The sequence below is a fragment of the Microlunatus endophyticus genome (genome assembly GCF_014646195.1).
Lineage (GTDB): Bacteria > Actinomycetota > Actinomycetes > Propionibacteriales > Propionibacteriaceae > Microlunatus > Microlunatus endophyticus.
Map to the genome: position 1 here is coordinate 1 of NZ_BMMZ01000014.1, position 15,250 is coordinate 15,250.

The following is a 15,250-nucleotide window of genomic DNA, read 5'->3' on the forward strand; positions in this document are numbered from 1 at the left end:
GAGCGGGTGTTTGTGAAGCATCCGGTCAGTGATGACGAGCCGGTGGATAGTGGCGTGCAGTGGTTGACGGTGGTGGCCGACAATGTCGAGGCGGTGATCGGGCAGCCGGCGCCGGAACCGACTGAGTCGGCGATCTGGACGACGATGCCGACGTTGGCCGCTACCGCGGGCGAGTTGGTCAGGCAGCAGGTGATGGGAACGGAGCTGTTCCGGCTTCTGGATGAGCGGGCCATCAATCTCAATCCCGCGTTGGCCGGTTTGCAGGCGATGTGGTTCAACGACCGGATCGGCCGATGACTGGAGCTCCGCATTCGGGCTCACCCTCGGTCTCGCACTCGGCGGTGATCGAAGTAGTTGACCTGACGAAGGTTTACCGAGGGAGGACGCAGCCGGCCAATGATCACATCAGCCTGAGCGTCGAACGTGGCCAGTTCCTGGGTGTGTTCGGCCCGAACGGGGCAGGCAAAACCACATTGGTCAAGCAGTTGGTCGGCTTGCTGCGGCCGACGTCGGGGGCGATCTTTCTCGACGGCCGGGATGTGGTTGCCGACCCGGGCAGTATCCCGTTGAAGGTTGGCTATTACGGTCAGAAGGTTGCCGCGTTGCGACACCATACGGCTCGCGAGGTGTTGGTGTTCACGGGTTGTCTGCGGGGGCTGAGTGTTGCTGAGGCTCGGTCGCAGGCTGGGCAGGTGATGGATCGGTTTGGTGTGGGTTCTCATGCGGATCGGCGGTTGAGTCGGCAAAGTGGTGGTGAGCAGCGCCTCGCCGTCTTGTTGAGCACGTTCATCGGCATGCCGGAGATTCTGGTCTTGGATGAACCGACGAACGAACTGGACCCGGCTCGTCGGCGTGAGTTCTGGGATTTCCTCCGCGAGTATGTGCGGGCGCGGGGGGCAACTGTGGTGTTGACCACTCACAATCTGACCGAGGCAGAGGACGTCATCGACACGGTGGCGTTGATCGACCAGGGTCGGCTGGTCGCCAACGACACCCTCGGCGCGCTGAAGCGACTCGCCGACGACCGGATCCGGTTAGAGCTCCGTCTGCGACCCGGGATCGATCAGGGTATCGAGCAAGCCCTTCAGACGATGGAAGGCAGCGTCCATGTCCAGCGTGGCCGGTGGACCATCTTGGCACCTCGGGAGCGCGTCGATCAGTTAATGCGGTTCTTGATCGAATCGATCGGAGGGGAAGGCATCGACGACTTTCGCCTCGTCACCCCGTCCCTGGAGGATCTCTATCTTCAACTCACCGCGAACACTCTGCCGCAACAGGCAGAGTTGAGGATCGACCGTGTTGATCATGCCCAAGCCGATCACTGACTTCTGGTGGCTGCTGTGCAGTCAACTCCTGGTCCTTCGGGACCAGTGGTACTGGTATCTGGTCCAAGCCTCGTTCGTACCGGTCAGCATGCTGATCTTCTTGTGGTTGTTAACCGGTCGTCACGATCCGAGCGTGATGCCGGTCTTCGTGATCGGCAGCCTGGTCAGTGGCCTGAGCTTTGGTGGCATGCTCTCCCTCGGCCAAGAACTCGGCGGAATGAAGGACCAGAACGCGTTTGAACACTACGCGGCCCTGCCAATATCCAAACCGGCATTCGTGGCAGCGATCGCCACCCGCGGGATGCTGCTGGCCCTGCCGTCAGCGATCGTGATGCTGACGATTGGGGTGGCCGCCTTCCAGATGACCGTCACCGCCCCGATGATCGTGATCATGGTCATCTCTGCCTATGCCCTCGCCGGGTTCGGCGCGATCATCGGTTTCGTCAGCCCTAACGCGCAGGTATCGAGTCTGGTCACCCAGATCCTGCAAACGATCATCCTGAACTTCGGGCCCGTCTACATCACGATGACCGACCTACCCACAGCGCTGCGCTGGATCGCTCGGCTGTGGCCGACGACCTACTCAGCCGAGGCCCTCCGGCAGGCTGCTCAACAGCAACCACTGGCCGAGCTCTCAATCCCAGTCGGGATACTGCTCGGATTTGTCGTCGCGTCACTGATCATCGTGCCGATGCGCCTCAGCTGGCGACACCGATGACCAGGCCCACACGTCACGAGACGCCCCAGGCACTATCCGGTTGATCATCAGGCGTGCCCAGCCACCGAGGAGGACCGGCACCAGTAAGCACGCGAGCTGCCCGGTGAGGGGACCTTCCCGCTGAATCACCGGGCACCTAGCGATCCCACGTGGGCCTGCCCGGTGCAGGATCCCGAGTGAAACAGGGCTGACCGCCGAAGACAGTCATGGCAGACTCCTCGCCTATGGCGGCGGACTGTGTCTTCTGCTCGTTGCTCAATGGCGATGGGTCGGCCGATTGGGTGTGGCGGGGGCCCTTGGCTTCGGCGTTGCTGCCGCGGCGGTACGGGTGGTTGGCGCCCGGGCACACGCTGGTTATCTCGAATGAGCACGCGGTCGGGGTGCAGGACGTCTCATCCGACTGTCTGCAGGAGGTAGCTCTTCTGGTTCAGCGGGTCGCGCAGCAGATGGCGGCGACGATCGGTGCGCAGGGGGTTAACGTGCTCAACGCCAGTGGACAGAACTCTGACCAGTCGGTCGACCACCTCCATTTTCATGTGGTGCCTCGGTGGGCCGACGATGGGCTCGACACCTGGGTCCATGGCAAGTCGAGTCATGTGCTTGGCGCCGGCTGGTTGGACGACCTCCGCGCAGGACTGTTGTCGACCGGCTCCGATTCCAGGTGACGCCTGCCCGGTCAGCGACCGCCCGCGAAACCGCCCGGTCACCGGACCTTGCCGCGTGATGGACGGGCACCTGGCCCGTCCAGCGGACCCGCCCGGAACCGGATCGGCTTGCGGCGACGACACCTGATCGTGATCTTGGTGTCTGCAGGGGAACCGCTTATGGCGCGGTGCTGAGACTTGGCTGCGGATCCGGCTGTTAGTGCGCGGATAACCGCGGGGTGGCGGGCTTGCCCCAGGTGATGCGGGCACCGGCCGTGAGTTCGAGTCGGTCGCCATCCGTGGTGAGGTCACCAGTTGTGGCTAGCTGGTGAAGCGTGTTTGTGACCGCGTGATCGAACTCTGCCGCGTCAGCTTCACCCATGTGGGTGCGCGCAAAGCCGCGCTGGGAATGCCGGGCGTCGAGGTACTCCTCGATAGTCGGCTGCCACGGTACGGGCTCGCACTGCCGTTCGCCAAGAACTGTGAAGAGGCCGCGGCTGGTGAGTTCTTCGATGAGGTCGTACGGCTGGAAGTCACGTACTGAGGAGTATCGCTGCCAGAGTGGCAGGAGCGCCTTCCGGAGGACTGATGAGCCGCCCCAGTCGCGCTCGACGATCGCGAGCGTTGTGCCGCCCAGGCGGGGCAGGACGACGTCCCAGTCCATCCAGTGCAGACTTTCGCCTGCGGTCGCCAGTGAGTATAGAGGATGGAACTCGGCGTGTTCGGCTGCGGCGACTTGCCAGTGGATCGCAACATGGTCGCCGCCGGGCAGTTGCTTACCGCGAGCGACCATTGCGGTCGAGAAATCGACAGCGTCGACCCGTTCGACATGGGGTGCAATCCGGCGCGCGATGTCACCTGGTCCACAGCCAAGATCGAGAACGGGGCCACCGTTGGCAAGTGCGAGGAGCTGGTCGATCGCCTCGGCGGGATAGGGCGGCCTTCGGTGGTAGACGGCCGCCACGTCCTCATCCTGGAATCCTTCTGCAACCCGAGTCGACCAGTGCGCTGGTTTGGTGCCCATACGCTTCATCCTTCACCGACTTCGGCAGCCCGGCGCTGGCGACCGCGGAATTGATCAGCCGATCAGGTCCCTGCCGGGCTGCGATCCAGCTTAGTCATGCCACTTTCCGTTGAACAACGCAGGAGCAGCTCCTGCGACTTCAATCAGCTACTGGGCGAAGCACAAACAGGATGACGCCAAGATACTTGTCCAACCACTTCTGCTTGTGCGGACACTGGTGGCGGTTTTCAGCGCTGAGCTGCGGTTCGACCGCGTGCTCGACGTGCAGTCCTGCGGCGGCGAAACTGTTCAGCATGGCCGCGATGGTCTCGGTCGAATGAGTCAGCATCACCTGGTCGTTCCAGCCAGATCGGTAGTAGTACGGGTCGGTCGAGTAGTACTCGACGCCAAGACTCGTGTCATTGGCTTCGGCTCGTTCCACGGCGAATCGGATCGGATGGGACCGCTGGACGATGATCCGCCCGCCTGGAGCGAGTAGCTGCCGGGCACAGCGCAGGGTGTGCACTTGGTCCTTGGCGTAGCTGATCGATTGGAAGAACACAACGAGGTCGTAGCTGTGGCCGAACAATTCGTTGATGGCGTCGAGGTTGGACAGGTCTGCAGTGATGAGCCGGACGTTGTCCGGTGGGGTAGGGATGAACTGGCCGCTGATGTCGATGCCGGTGACCTCGGCGGCGCCGTGACTGGCCCAGTGAGCGGCTTTCGCACCGCTGCCGCATCCGACATCAAGGATCCGGAGCCCAGTCGGGTCGCCGAGAAGTTCTTGTTGCGCCGGCCATTCAAGGATGCGGTCAAGCGAGTCCTCGCGTAACCGGCTGGCCTCGTAGTCGCTAGCGAGGTCCTGCCAGGCCCGCCCAGATGTCATAGGCGTGAGGCTATCGAAACGACTGCTCGACCGCGCTGAGCTCAGTCGACTTTGACGCGGCGCCCAATCTTGACCCGGCAACGCTGCCCCAACTGGGTCGGTGAGGGATGCTGTCGCGTGCTTGCCGGATACTCCCGGCCGCCATTGAAGCTTCTGCCCGGTCAGCGATCGCAGCCGCGCAGTCGCGGTGCTCCGCCCGAGGATCGCCCGCGAGCTGCCCGGTCACGGGACCTTGCCGTGTAATCACCGGGGGCACCGGTCCGCCGTTCCAGGCTGCCCGGTCGAGGATCCTCGGTGACACAGCGATTCGACGCTCAGGGGGTGCCCGGCGAGGTTGCTCGGAGGGCCCGCCACCAGGGACCGCTTGCGGGCGGCGCCCGCTGGTGTCGGCCAGGGAACCCTTGCGGGCGGCGCACTCCGGGGACGGTTGTAGCAATTCTCTTGCTTGCCAGGATGGGCAGTGGTCGAATGTTGATCATGATGTCCTTGCCGCTGCTGCCCGTCTAGCCCGTGAGATTCACGGATGGCACGGCCATTGCGGATGCCTTCACGCTGGGCGAGGTGCACAAGTTCACGCACGTGGCTGACGGCATGATGGCCCGGATCTGGCGGCTAGACAGCACGTCGGGAAGCTACGCAGTCAAGGAGTTCCGGGATTTCGTTGATGTCGACGAGCTGGCGTCCCGGGTCGAGGCGTCGACGCAACTCGCGAACGCAGCACGTGAGTCAGGGGTTGTCGGCCCTCGGGCAGTTCGGGATTCGGCTGGTGAGCTTGTGGGACGAGTCGGGATCGGCGACGATTCCGACGCTGTCTACGCAAGCGTTTCCACGTGGATTGATGGTCGCCCGCTGCAGCTGACACGCGACGTGTCTGATGCTGCTGCGTGGCTGGGCAGGATGGCGGCGACGATCGAGTGTGCCCCCGACCCGCCTGCTGCCCAATCACTTGACCCATGGTTGATGAACTGGCTAACAACGGTGCCGGCGATATTCGAATGGCAGACAGCGCTGGAACAATCTCGGCGCGCGGACAAGGCGTGGGCCGAGCTGCTTTCGGCTCGGCTCGGTCAGTTGACTCGACTGGCAGAGTCGGTGACGCCAGCGACGGACGCGCGTCAGAGTGTGCTGCACACGGACATGCAACCGAAGAACGTCCTGGTCACCTCGACAGGGTTCGCATTGCTGGATTGGGACGATGCCGCCCGTTGCTCGGTCGATCGCATCCTGGCTCGGACGCTCATCGAGTGGTTCACGCCAGGCGGAGTTAGGCCGGACTTGATCACGGGCTTCATGCGTGCCTACCGGGCCGATGGCGGCCGAGGTGTGATCGAAGACGTTACGGCGTTTGGCTACGCAGTGGCCGCCTTCCTGAACCACCTCTACGAGACTATCCAATCCGAGTTGACCAGCGATCGAGCATCCGGCGATTCATCCGGAGAGCTTGTCGCAGCCCTGACCCGTCCACTCGATACCTCGACCATGGAAGACGTTCTCGCCGTGGTGCGCGAGATTTCGTGACTGCCTCTGGTGGGGAACGCCGGTTGCCCGGTCAACGATCCGGCTCGCGGGCACCGGACGTGACGCGATCATGGTTGCCACGAGTCTTGGGGCGATACCTTGACGAGGTGACAGCATTCGTCAAGTCGGACAAATTCGACTGCCGCGAGCCGCTTGTCGTTGCAGCGTTCTGGACGAACGGTCAGCCGGTACACCGGACCGCCATGATCTGGTCCAGAAGCGCCCCTGCCTCGGAGTGGAACCCAGGCGGGGGCGTTGATCACCACGCTGAAAGCCAATTACGGCTGTCCGAGAGGTGAGTACTGGTCGAGCACTGCCTTTGCGGTCGAGAATGCCCTTCTCGCATTGGCTGGGATAGCACCACGGTGCGCCGCATCGTTTCTTGGTCCGGCCAACTGGTCTGCGACTCGCTTGACGAGGCTCTCATTCCTGGCCCTGTCGTCGATGCTCTCCAGTAACGTGATCAGACCTACGAGTCCGTTTGCATTCTTCGCGATCACTTCTCGCGCCGATGACCCGATGCCACGGAGCCGGACGTCGAGTGCTCCAGTGAGAGCCACCTCCGTCGCCGTTGCGGCATCAATGACTGCGATCCGGCGATCAGGTTCACGTTGGCTGCGGAGGAACAGCCCCCATTCCAGCGGTGGCTCTTCTTCGGCATCGGCCCTTGCGAACGCAGAGGCCAGCATCTTTCGATTGAGAGCGCTCTCTGAGCGGAAAAATGTCGACGCTCCCAAGATCAAAGACCCGCCCCAACCGGAGAGACTCCCTGGCGAAGGCGCGTCAGCGTCGCGCACCTGTCCACGAGACGTCCTGACGCGAGAGTCGCCGCGCTGAAGGATCGCGCCACTCCACAACTCAGTCCAATCGACCGCGATGCGGTACCAGGCGTCGAAGGCCTCGCGAAATCGATCCGCAAGATCGAAGAAGGCGACAGCATTGTCGGCATCATCGAAAGTGATGTTGACGGCTATCTGCTCCACCATCCAGGCGACCGCGCAGCCCTCCTGCCCATCCGGCATCTGCTTGGTGTGGCTGGCGTACCCCCAACCCCATAGGCGGCTCTCGATCGCATCACGCACGATCCCATCGACTGGGCGCGGTTGATCGAGAGAGTGCCCCATGCCCGCATTTGGCTTTGGGTCCACCGGGAAAGTCAGTTCAAACGTTGCTCCGCCCGACTGCCCGATGAAAGTCTCACCAAGCACGTCTTCTGCGACGAATGCGGCGCTCGGCAATTGGACTACTCCGTCAAAGTGTCTCACACCGCAAATCCTGACCTACGGACCCGCATGGTCGATGAGGCCCCTCCCACGCCGTTCTGGCGAGGGCGGTTCGCCCCTCCGAACGTCCAGTCCGATCCTGGGTATATCGGTTGAGCGGTTGTCTGAGGGGAATGAGTTCTGCGTCGAGAGGTGAAACCAAACTCCGAGTTCACTGGGCGGCCAGCATCAGGGGATTCCGAGTCGACGATTGTCGGCAACCTGCCTGGTGAGGGGACAGTCGCGTGATCACCGGGACGTCAACTCCGCCGAGGACCTGACCGGAACAGGATTCTCTACGGACGCGATGCGAGTTCACAATCTTGGTATCTGCGCCGGAGTCGCTGCTAGGCAAATCTGCAGGACGACCTATTCGCCCACTTCGCCGTCGATGGCCTCTCTGAGGAGATCCGCATGCCCGACATGGCGGGCGTACTCCTCGATCATATGAATGGTGATCCATCGCAGACTCGGCTTCCGTCCGTCAGGCCATGGCTTCACTGCTTGACGATCGAGGCCGCCCTCTGCGAAGGCCTGGGCGGCGGTAGCCCAGCTCTGCTCGACGCTTTCCTGCCAAAGTGCTAGAAGCTCTTGCGGTTCCTGCCCGGGCGCGGAGTCCCAGTCCCAGTCCGGTGACGTCGACCAATCGATTCCGGCCCATGGCTCACGCGCTCGCCGACCCTGCAGGCAGGTGCCGAACCAGTCGTCTTCGACGAATGCAAGGTGTTTGATCATTCCCGCTAGGGTCATCGCAGACGGCGGATGTCGGCGGGCCAGTTGCCGGGCGTTGAGGCCGCTGACCTTCCAGTGGAACGAGCGTTGTAGGTCGAGGAACTCCGTCAGAGTGGTCCATTCGTCGCCGTCGATCGACGGCTCGCGCCGACCGTGCTCATCGAGTTCATCGGTCACAGATAGCACGCTATCGGGGGCCAACTGCCGGCTTCGATAGTGCCCGGTCACGGATCCCGTCCGGACAGCTGACCTGTGGTCGGTCTCGTCAACCCAAGGTGCGAGACTGCGGCGATGCATCGTGTCAGCAAGGTCAGTCTCGGCGAAGCGCTGACTGTTGTGTCCGGCCCGAATCCGCCGACGTCGGATGGTTTCCGGTCGACACGTGTCCAAGTTCTGCATTGGCGGGTCGACCGCGAGTTCAGCGATCCGGGGCCTCATCTTCACGAGTCGAGCGATGAGGTGTACGTCGTCTTGGAGGGCTCGATCGACGTGCAGGTCAAGAACGACACGATCCTTGTCGGACCAGACGAGGCGCTGGTGGTGGGCGCTGGTGTGGTCCACTCGCTCGTTGCGGTTCAGCACCCGGCTTGAGGTCTGAGTATTCGTGGCCCGTCGATCGGTGACAAGAGACTCGTTCCGGTCCCAACTGATCAAGGGTGACCCTGCCCGATGATCGATCCCTACCGGATATCCGATTCCGCGCTCAGCTGGGTGCCCGGTGAGGCCGCCCGTTGGCGTGTTCGGCTAGAGACCGCGAGGGCCGGCTGTCGGTTGTGTCGGCCGGGGAACCTCCTACGAGATGGAATTTGGGTTCTCTCTGGTTTCGAGCGAACCGATCGGAGCTGGCTTCGGTCTAGGAAGATGAGGGCATCGGAGTCTGGTTTGGAGGTGGTTGTGGATGGGCGATGTGCGTGATGTGGAGTTCACCGCGTTCGTGGCTTCGCAGCGTCCGCGGTTGTTCCGGCTCGCCTACCTCTTGGCCGGTAACGAGCATCTGGCGGAGGACATCGTTCAGCGGGCTTTGGTCAAGTTGTACGGCAGTTGGAAACGGGTCCGGCGGGCTAACTCGGTCGAGGCTTATGTTCGGCGAGCTGTCGTGAACAGTCATCTCGACGAAGGTTCTCGGCCTTGGCGGCGAGAACGGCCCGGTATCGAGTTGATCGACGTTGCCGAGGAGCCGGTCGGGTTGTCGGTGGAGGACTCGGATGCACTGTGGGCCGCGCTCAGGGCGCTGCCGGTACGGCAGCGGCGGGTGGTGGTTCTGCGGCATTACTGGGGTTTGTCGGTCGAGGAGACTGCCGCCGATCTGGGGGTGCGGCCCGGGACGGTGAAGAGCCAGACATCAGCCGCTCTCCAGACCTTGCGAGCGCGACTCCTAGTGACCATCCGGGAAGGGGATCAATGATGACTGACGACCGCGCGACTGACGACTTAGGCCAAGACGATTCGCTGGTCGTGGCTGAACTTGAGCGGCTGTTCGAGACCCTGCCCGCTGGGACGTCCTACACGGATCCGCGGCAGGACCTATTCCGGGCAAAGAAGCACGTGCGAGGGAAGCGGTGGCGGGTCGCCGCGGCCGTGGTCTCTGTGGTGGCGGCTGTTGTTCTGGCGATCCAACTGGTTCCTGGCCGAGTGGGCTATCAGGACGCGCACGTGGCGGCCCCGGTGCCGGCTAACCCGAGGGCTGGGGCCTCCCGGCAGTACGACGGTTCTGGGGGTGTGTGTGATGACGGCGGCTATCTGCAGGGTCGTTACCCGAACTTCTACTGGGTCGCGACCGGGATTCGGTCGGCCCTCGGCGCTCGGCTGGACCCCACGAACACTCATCTGGAGGATCCGGGCACCCGGCTGACTTGTATGTATCCGCCCGAACCCGACCAGCAGCAGGTCCAGGAGATCCTGACCTGGACAACCTCATCCGGTCACGGCGTGATCATCGTCAACGTCGCGAACTTTGACAGCCGGACACTGTCGGCCTGTGGCACCGATTGGATCTGCACGCCAGCACCAACCAGCGAGCGGGACACCGAAAGCGCGCAGATCACGCGCACCGCCCCAGCCAGCACGGACAGTAAGAGCTTCGGTGTTCTGGTCACCCGTGACGATGGCCAGCACATCGGGATTCAGGCCTACTACGCGGCGAACACCGACGATGCCGGCGATCCGATCCGCCCCGTGAAACAGTTCCCATTCGACTCCAATGACCTGTTGAAAGTGGCCGTCGACCCTCGGGTGAACCTCAACCGCGAAGCCCCGAAGCACCGCTGAGCCACCGGGGTCACCCGACCCGCCTCCCATCAGCCCGTGCCCGGTGCAGGATCCGCTTCCGGGACTGTCAGTCGAACGGTGTAAGTGGCGGTTTCATTACTGATCCTCGGCGGCTGGCATCCGGTCGGCGAAGGTGATGGCGAAGGCGTTGAGTGCTGGTTTCCAGCGCATGCCCCATCGTCTCTGACCGGTGCCTTTGGGGTCCAGACTCCTGGTGACCAGATACAGGGTTTTCATTGCGGACTGCTCGTTGGGGAAGTGTCCGCGGGCCCTCACGGCGCGGCGGTAGCGGGCGTTCAACGATTCGATCGCGTTGGTGGAGCAGATCACTTTGCGGATCTCGACGTCGTAGTCTAGGAACGGGATGAACTCTTCCCAGGCGTTGTCCCACAGCCGTTTGATCGCAGGGTAGGCCCGACCCCATTTCTCGGCGAACTCCTCATAGCAGCGGCGGGCCTCGGCCGGAGTGGGTGCGGTATAGATCGGTTTCAGGTCGAAGCTGATCTTGTCCCAGTACTTCTTCGACGCATACCGGAAGGTGTTGCGGATCAGGTGGATGATGACAGTGCCCAATAGTGGATTTGCACGATCGCCAGCGGGAACACCGCGGTCACACTGTCGGGCAACCCTTTCAACCCGTCACAGACAACGAAGAACACGTCGCGGACACCACGGTTCTTCAACTCGGTGGTTCTTCAACTGGGTCAACACCTGAAGCCAGAACTTCGCTGATTCCCCGTCGCCGTCACCGGCCCACATGCCCAGGATGTCTTTGTGGCCCTCCAGGTCGACCCCGATCGCGGCATAGACGGGTCGGTTGCGGACCTGACCGTCGCGGATCTTGACCATGCTGACCCTTGAGGTCGCGTCGATGAACACCGCGGCATAGACCTTCTCCAACGGTCGTTGCCACCAGGCCTGCATCTCTTCGATCACCCGATCGGTGATCTTGGACACCGTGTCCTTGCTAACCGAAGCGCCGTAGACGTCGGCAAAATGAGCCGAGATCTCACCAGTCGTCAAGCCCTTGGCATACAGGGACAGGACGATCTCGTCGACCTCGGTCAATCGGCGTTGGCGTTTCTTGACCAGCTGCGGTTCGAACGAGCCGTCGCGGTCCCGAGGGACGTCGATCTGGACCTCGCCGGCGTTATCGGTCAACCACTCTTGAAGACCGTCTTGGACCGTTTCCCGTTCCGCGAATTGCCACCGTTGCGGCCCTCGGGGGCGTGTTTGTCATAGCCCAGATGGTCGCTGATCTCCTCATCCAAAGCGGTCTCGATCATCGTCTTGGTCAACGCCTTCAACAGACCGTTCGGGCCAGTCAATGACATGCCGGAGTCCCGGGCCTGACGGACCAGACCCTCGACCACGGCCAGCTCTTCCGCAGACAACTCCCGCTGCGGCCCGGTCGCCGGCTCCTCCGGCTGTGGTGACGGCGGGCTCACACCCACCAGTGTGTCGGACATCGTTGCTGACTCCTCCTGCCCCACAGGGCGGTAGAGCCACTTACACCGTTAAATCGACAGACCCCCGCTTCCGGTGTCGATGCTTGGTCGTGATCTTGGTGCCCGCGAAGGAGCGGCTCACGGGCGGCGTGAGGGCCTCCCGTTCGAGCCCGCGGTCGGGGCTTCGGGTCTGACCTCAGCTTGGTCTAGGCGTTCTAGCACCTGCTCAGCGGTTTGCCCCGCAGTCAGGTGACTGGTGTCGAGCCAGAGGCCTACGCGAGCAGTGCGTTCCACCGCGTCTTTGAGAACTTCCGGGGTGAGGGAGGCGGTGTAGCCACCCTCGGGACGTTGGTTGTACCTCTCCCAGATCGCTTCGACCGAGGGGTTGAGCATCACGAAGTGAATCAGCCGCGAGGGGTGTGAGCTGATCGCAGACTGGATGAACCTGTGGGCTTCCTCCTCGAACAGGTTGTCACTGATGATCGCGTCGAAGCCGGCATCGCGGTAGAGGTTGGCGACGGCCAGCGCAGCCTGAAACCTCAATCGCAGTTGATCAAGCGCTCCGGGTGGCGGCGGGACGTCCATCTTGATGGATCCGGTGACGATCAGGCCCTGGATGAAGTCGCCATCGATGTGGATCGCTCGGTTCCGGCGGGCTGCGATCTCGCGTCCAATCGTGGTCTTGCCCGCGGCGGCGGGACCAGAGATGACGATGAGCAGGCCGACCCGCGACTTGTTGTAGTTCGTAGGGGTGGCCACGGGACCTGATCTTGCCCCATCCGAACTGTTCGCGCCTGCGAAGACTCCGCGGTCGGCCCGGTGAGCGATCGTCCGCGAAGTGCCCGGTCATCGGCCCTTGCCGCGTAGTCACCGGGCACCAGACCCGCCGTCGCGTTCTGCCCGGTCGATCCTGCTGCGGTCTTCGGCTTGGTGCGTTTGTTGGCGCCGAGGCTCGGGTCATAGTCGGTCGATGGCCCGGATGCGGGTGGCTGTGGGGATGAGCCAGAGGATCGCTGCTGTGCCGAGGGTTGCGGCGCCGATGAGGGTGGCTGGCAGGCCGATATGGGTCGCGAAGAGGCCGCCGATGATGGCGCCGACGGGTCGGATGCCGTAGTTGATGGTCGAGTAGGCGCCGGAGACGCGAGATCTCATGGCGTCTTCGGTGACGATGGTCCGGACGGCGTTGTTGTTGATGTCGAACCACATGATGCCGAGGCTGGACACGAATTCGATTACTGCCAGAAGGACGACGAGGCCGACCTTGTGACCGACGAGTATGCCGGCGACGGAGAGCACGGCGAACGGTGCGCAACTGAGGGCGGCTCCGGTGGCGATGGTCCAGCCGGTGCCGATTTCGCGGGCGAGGCGGGCTGCGGTGATGGCGCCGGCGAGTCCTCCGGTGGCGCCGAGTCCGAGGGCGGTTCCGATCAGGCCGGCGGACAGGTGGAGGTAGCGGCTGGCGTAGAGGACTAGGAGGGCCTGGATGACGAACGCGGCGAAGTTCATCGTGGTGGAGCAGCCGAGGCTGACGCGCAGATAGGGCTGGTGGAAGAGGTAGCGGGTGCCGTTGGTCAGTCTGCGCAGAAACGACTCGGTGGCCGTGTCGGGCGGCGATGGCGGGATCGCGATGGTGGTGATGGCGGTGGCCGAGACCAGGAACGAGACGGCGTCGATGATCATGGCGGCGGGGGCTGTGAGGGCAGCGATGAGTAGCCCGCCGATTGCCGGTCCGGCAATGCCGGATGCTGACTGGGTGGTCGATTGCAGTGAGTTGGCCTGGATGTACTGGTGTCGTGCAACGAGTCGGACGAAGAAGGGTTGGGAGGCGGTTCCGCCGAGCACGCCGCCGGCTCCGAGGAGGACAGCCGAGGTATAGAGCAGGGGCATGGTGACCAGGCCCAGGGCGTGTTCGATGGGCACGGTGGCGATCGCGCCGGCTTGGATCAGCTCGGCCGTGATGAGGACGCGTCGTTTGTTGGGGTGGTGGTCGACCCAGGTGCCGATCGGCAGGGCGAACAGGTTGGGAATCCACAGTGCTGCGGTTAACGCTGCAACTGCTGTCGCGCTGGCCTGCAAGGTGATCGTGGCGATCAGCGGGAAGGCCAGGCCAGTGATCTGATCGCCGAACTGGGAGATCGTGTTACCCGCCCAGAACCGCAGGAAGCGTCGGTTGTGCCAGACCGAGACTGACTCTGCATGGCCGACTGATTCGGTCACCGGTCAGTTTCGGCTGGTTCGCTGGGTGCGGCCGGTAGCAAGTAATGCAGCATGCGCACGGCTCGTGCTCCGTCGGGAATGTCGTCCGGGTCCCGGTTGACCAGTTGGGCGACGAGTTCCTCCAGCGCTCGGTCAAACCGTCGCAGTTCGTCCGGTGTGGCGATCAGCCCGGTGTTCCAGCGGGACGCGACTTGCAGCCATTCGACCTCCAGACGTGGCCGTGTGTGGGTCGACCATTCGGCGACCAGGTCACCTTCGGACCGCTCCAGTGCGTCACGAAGAAGCGTTGCTGCCTCCGGGTCTTCTACGGCGGCAGTGAATCGGAATCCTTTGCCGGCGGCCCGCCACCAGCGCTTCCTGCCGTGCCCGTCACCGGGCGCGTCTTCGACCAGCCCGTGTTCGGCCAGGTGCCGAAGATGCCAGCTCGTCACCGATGGGCTGGCGCCGACCTCGGGTGACAGGCCAGTCGCCGTGTTCGGCCCGTTCTCGCGTAGCTGGCGGAGAATCGCCAGCCGGACCGGATGGGCCAATGCCCGCATGCCACGCGCGTCGAGTTCGACATCACCGAGGAGATTCGCCACAACCACACCTATCGAGAGGACACTATCGATAGAAATCTCTCAACTCGGCCCGCGTCTGTCAAGCGACCGAGTCGCAGCGCTCGAATGCCCGGTCATGAAAAACGTTAGGGAAGCTGAATCGTGGCGTACCAGGCGCGCGATCATCTGGGTTCAGGTGCGCGGCAGTGCTTGATCGAAGCGGAGAACGAGGCTAGGGCCCTCGATGACGATCACGTGGGAACAGAGCACATCGTCCTGGGGTGTGGTGGCCGCCGATCCTGCGACTGCGGACGCCTGGCGGCCTGTGGCATCACCCGCGACCTGTTCAGGACCCAGTTGGTCGGCGAGGAAGGCCCCAGTCCTGACGGACCGATCTCGTACACACCGCGTTCGATGATGGTCGTGGGACTCGGGCTGGCGCGCCGCACAGGCTGAACAGGCTGATGGCATCCTGCCGCGGCACCTGCTGCTGGGTGTGATCGAGGAATCACGCGAGTGGGATCGACGGGGCTTCCTCGGTCCGCACCATCTTGCCTCCGCGGGAACCGTGGCCAGCACCAACCTTGCGGCAGTGGAAGCCTGCCTGGGCTCGACCCAGGGCCGAGTCTAGACGCAGACCCAGTGATCGATCGTGTAGAGGTATCAGCAATTGGAGTGAGATCGTCTCGC

Annotated in this window: 15 protein-coding genes and 1 pseudogene; 8 read left to right on the forward strand and 8 right to left on the reverse strand. The window is 63.3% G+C overall.

Going from position 1 to position 15,250, the window contains the following annotated elements:
• The 4 genes from IEY07_RS20665 to IEY07_RS20680 form a co-directional block, all read left to right on the forward strand.
• A partial coding sequence (locus tag IEY07_RS20665) for a phospholipase D-like domain-containing protein (RefSeq protein WP_229670427.1) occupies positions 1–297 on the forward strand: 297 nt, incomplete at its 5' end.
• Positions 298–341: 44 nt separating this feature from the next.
• Positions 342–1,325, forward strand: coding sequence for an ABC transporter ATP-binding protein (locus IEY07_RS20670; protein ID WP_188897446.1), 984 nt, complete (start codon positions 342–344; stop codon positions 1,323–1,325).
• On the forward strand, positions 1,306–2,043 hold the full coding sequence (locus tag IEY07_RS20675; protein ID WP_188897448.1) for an ABC transporter permease: 738 nt from the start codon (positions 1,306–1,308) through the stop codon (positions 2,041–2,043). The genes IEY07_RS20670 and IEY07_RS20675 overlap by 20 nt, the downstream gene beginning before the upstream one ends.
• Before the next feature lie 224 nt (positions 2,044–2,267).
• Positions 2,268–2,708: an HIT family protein gene (locus IEY07_RS20680; RefSeq protein WP_188897450.1), complete on the forward strand. Its 441-nt coding sequence runs from the start codon at positions 2,268–2,270 to the stop codon at positions 2,706–2,708.
• A 196-nt stretch (positions 2,709–2,904) separates the two neighbouring features.
• Here the strand turns inward: IEY07_RS20680 and IEY07_RS20685 are convergent, their stop codons facing one another.
• Together IEY07_RS20685 and IEY07_RS20690 are read right to left on the reverse strand one after the other, a co-directional pair.
• Complete coding sequence (locus IEY07_RS20685) at positions 2,905–3,711, reverse strand: class I SAM-dependent methyltransferase (protein WP_188897453.1); 807 nt, start codon at positions 3,709–3,711, stop codon at positions 2,905–2,907.
• Positions 3,712–3,850: 139 nt separating this feature from the next.
• Positions 3,851–4,657, reverse strand: coding sequence for a class I SAM-dependent methyltransferase (locus IEY07_RS20690; protein ID WP_229670429.1), 807 nt, complete (start codon positions 4,655–4,657; stop codon positions 3,851–3,853).
• A 429-nt stretch (positions 4,658–5,086) separates the two neighbouring features.
• On the opposite strand from IEY07_RS20690, the gene IEY07_RS20695 reads away from it, so the two are divergent.
• Entirely contained in the window at positions 5,087–6,094 is a 1,008-nt protein-coding gene (locus tag IEY07_RS20695) for a phosphotransferase (RefSeq protein ID WP_188897457.1), read from the forward strand.
• 278 nt (positions 6,095–6,372) lie between these two features.
• Here IEY07_RS20695 and IEY07_RS20700 read toward each other — a convergent pair whose 3' ends face one another.
• Both IEY07_RS20700 and IEY07_RS20705 read right to left on the reverse strand, forming a co-directional pair.
• Entirely contained in the window at positions 6,373–7,359 is a 987-nt protein-coding gene (locus IEY07_RS20700; protein WP_229670431.1) for a hypothetical protein, read from the reverse strand.
• Positions 7,360–7,725: 366 nt separating this feature from the next.
• Positions 7,726–8,265 (reverse strand): DinB family protein, encoded by a 540-nt coding sequence (locus IEY07_RS20705; RefSeq protein WP_229670433.1) that lies wholly within the window; start codon positions 8,263–8,265, stop codon positions 7,726–7,728.
• A 75-nt stretch (positions 8,266–8,340) separates the two neighbouring features.
• On the opposite strand from IEY07_RS20705, the gene IEY07_RS24365 reads away from it, so the two are divergent.
• The 3 genes from IEY07_RS24365 to IEY07_RS20720 all read left to right on the forward strand — a co-directional run bounded on the left by IEY07_RS24365 (position 8,341) and on the right by IEY07_RS20720 (position 10,356).
• Positions 8,341–8,679, forward strand: a complete 339-nt coding sequence (locus IEY07_RS24365) for a cupin domain-containing protein (protein ID WP_229670435.1) — start codon at positions 8,341–8,343, stop codon at positions 8,677–8,679.
• Positions 8,680–8,986: 307 nt separating this feature from the next.
• Entirely contained in the window at positions 8,987–9,493 is a 507-nt protein-coding gene (locus IEY07_RS20715) for a SigE family RNA polymerase sigma factor (protein WP_188897463.1), read from the forward strand.
• On the forward strand, positions 9,493–10,356 hold the full coding sequence (locus tag IEY07_RS20720) for a hypothetical protein (protein WP_188897466.1): 864 nt from the start codon (positions 9,493–9,495) through the stop codon (positions 10,354–10,356). Before IEY07_RS20715 ends, IEY07_RS20720 begins: the two co-directional genes overlap by 1 nt.
• Positions 10,357–10,452: 96 nt before the next feature.
• Here the strand turns inward: IEY07_RS20720 and IEY07_RS20725 are convergent.
• The 4 genes and pseudogenes from IEY07_RS20725 to IEY07_RS20740 form a co-directional block, all read right to left on the reverse strand.
• Positions 10,453–11,825, reverse strand: a pseudogene (locus IEY07_RS20725) (IS256 family transposase).
• Positions 11,826–11,942: 117 nt separating this feature from the next.
• Positions 11,943–12,563 (reverse strand): P-loop nucleotide/nucleoside kinase family protein, encoded by a 621-nt coding sequence (locus IEY07_RS20730; RefSeq protein WP_188897468.1) that lies wholly within the window; start codon positions 12,561–12,563, stop codon positions 11,943–11,945.
• 198 nt (positions 12,564–12,761) lie between these two features.
• Positions 12,762–14,021: an MFS transporter gene (locus IEY07_RS20735; protein ID WP_188897470.1), complete on the reverse strand. Its 1,260-nt coding sequence runs from the start codon at positions 14,019–14,021 to the stop codon at positions 12,762–12,764.
• On the reverse strand, positions 14,018–14,602 hold the full coding sequence (locus tag IEY07_RS20740) for a helix-turn-helix domain-containing protein (protein WP_229670437.1): 585 nt from the start codon (positions 14,600–14,602) through the stop codon (positions 14,018–14,020). The genes IEY07_RS20735 and IEY07_RS20740 overlap by 4 nt, the downstream gene beginning before the upstream one ends.
• Positions 14,603–15,250 lie beyond the last annotated feature (648 nt).

Coding starts and splice junctions, on each gene's coding strand:
- IEY07_RS20675 (WP_188897448.1), top strand. CDS start 1,306: ATGCCCAAGCCGATCACTGACTTCTGGTGGCTGCTGTGCAGTCAACTC.
- IEY07_RS20680 (WP_188897450.1), top strand. CDS start 2,268: ATGGCGGCGGACTGTGTCTTCTGCTCGTTGCTCAATGGCGATGGGTCG.
- IEY07_RS20685 (WP_188897453.1), bottom strand. CDS start 3,711: ATGGGCACCAAACCAGCGCACTGGTCGACTCGGGTTGCAGAAGGATTC.
- IEY07_RS20715 (WP_188897463.1), top strand. CDS start 8,987: ATGGGCGATGTGCGTGATGTGGAGTTCACCGCGTTCGTGGCTTCGCAG.
- IEY07_RS20720 (WP_188897466.1), top strand. CDS start 9,493: ATGACTGACGACCGCGCGACTGACGACTTAGGCCAAGACGATTCGCTG.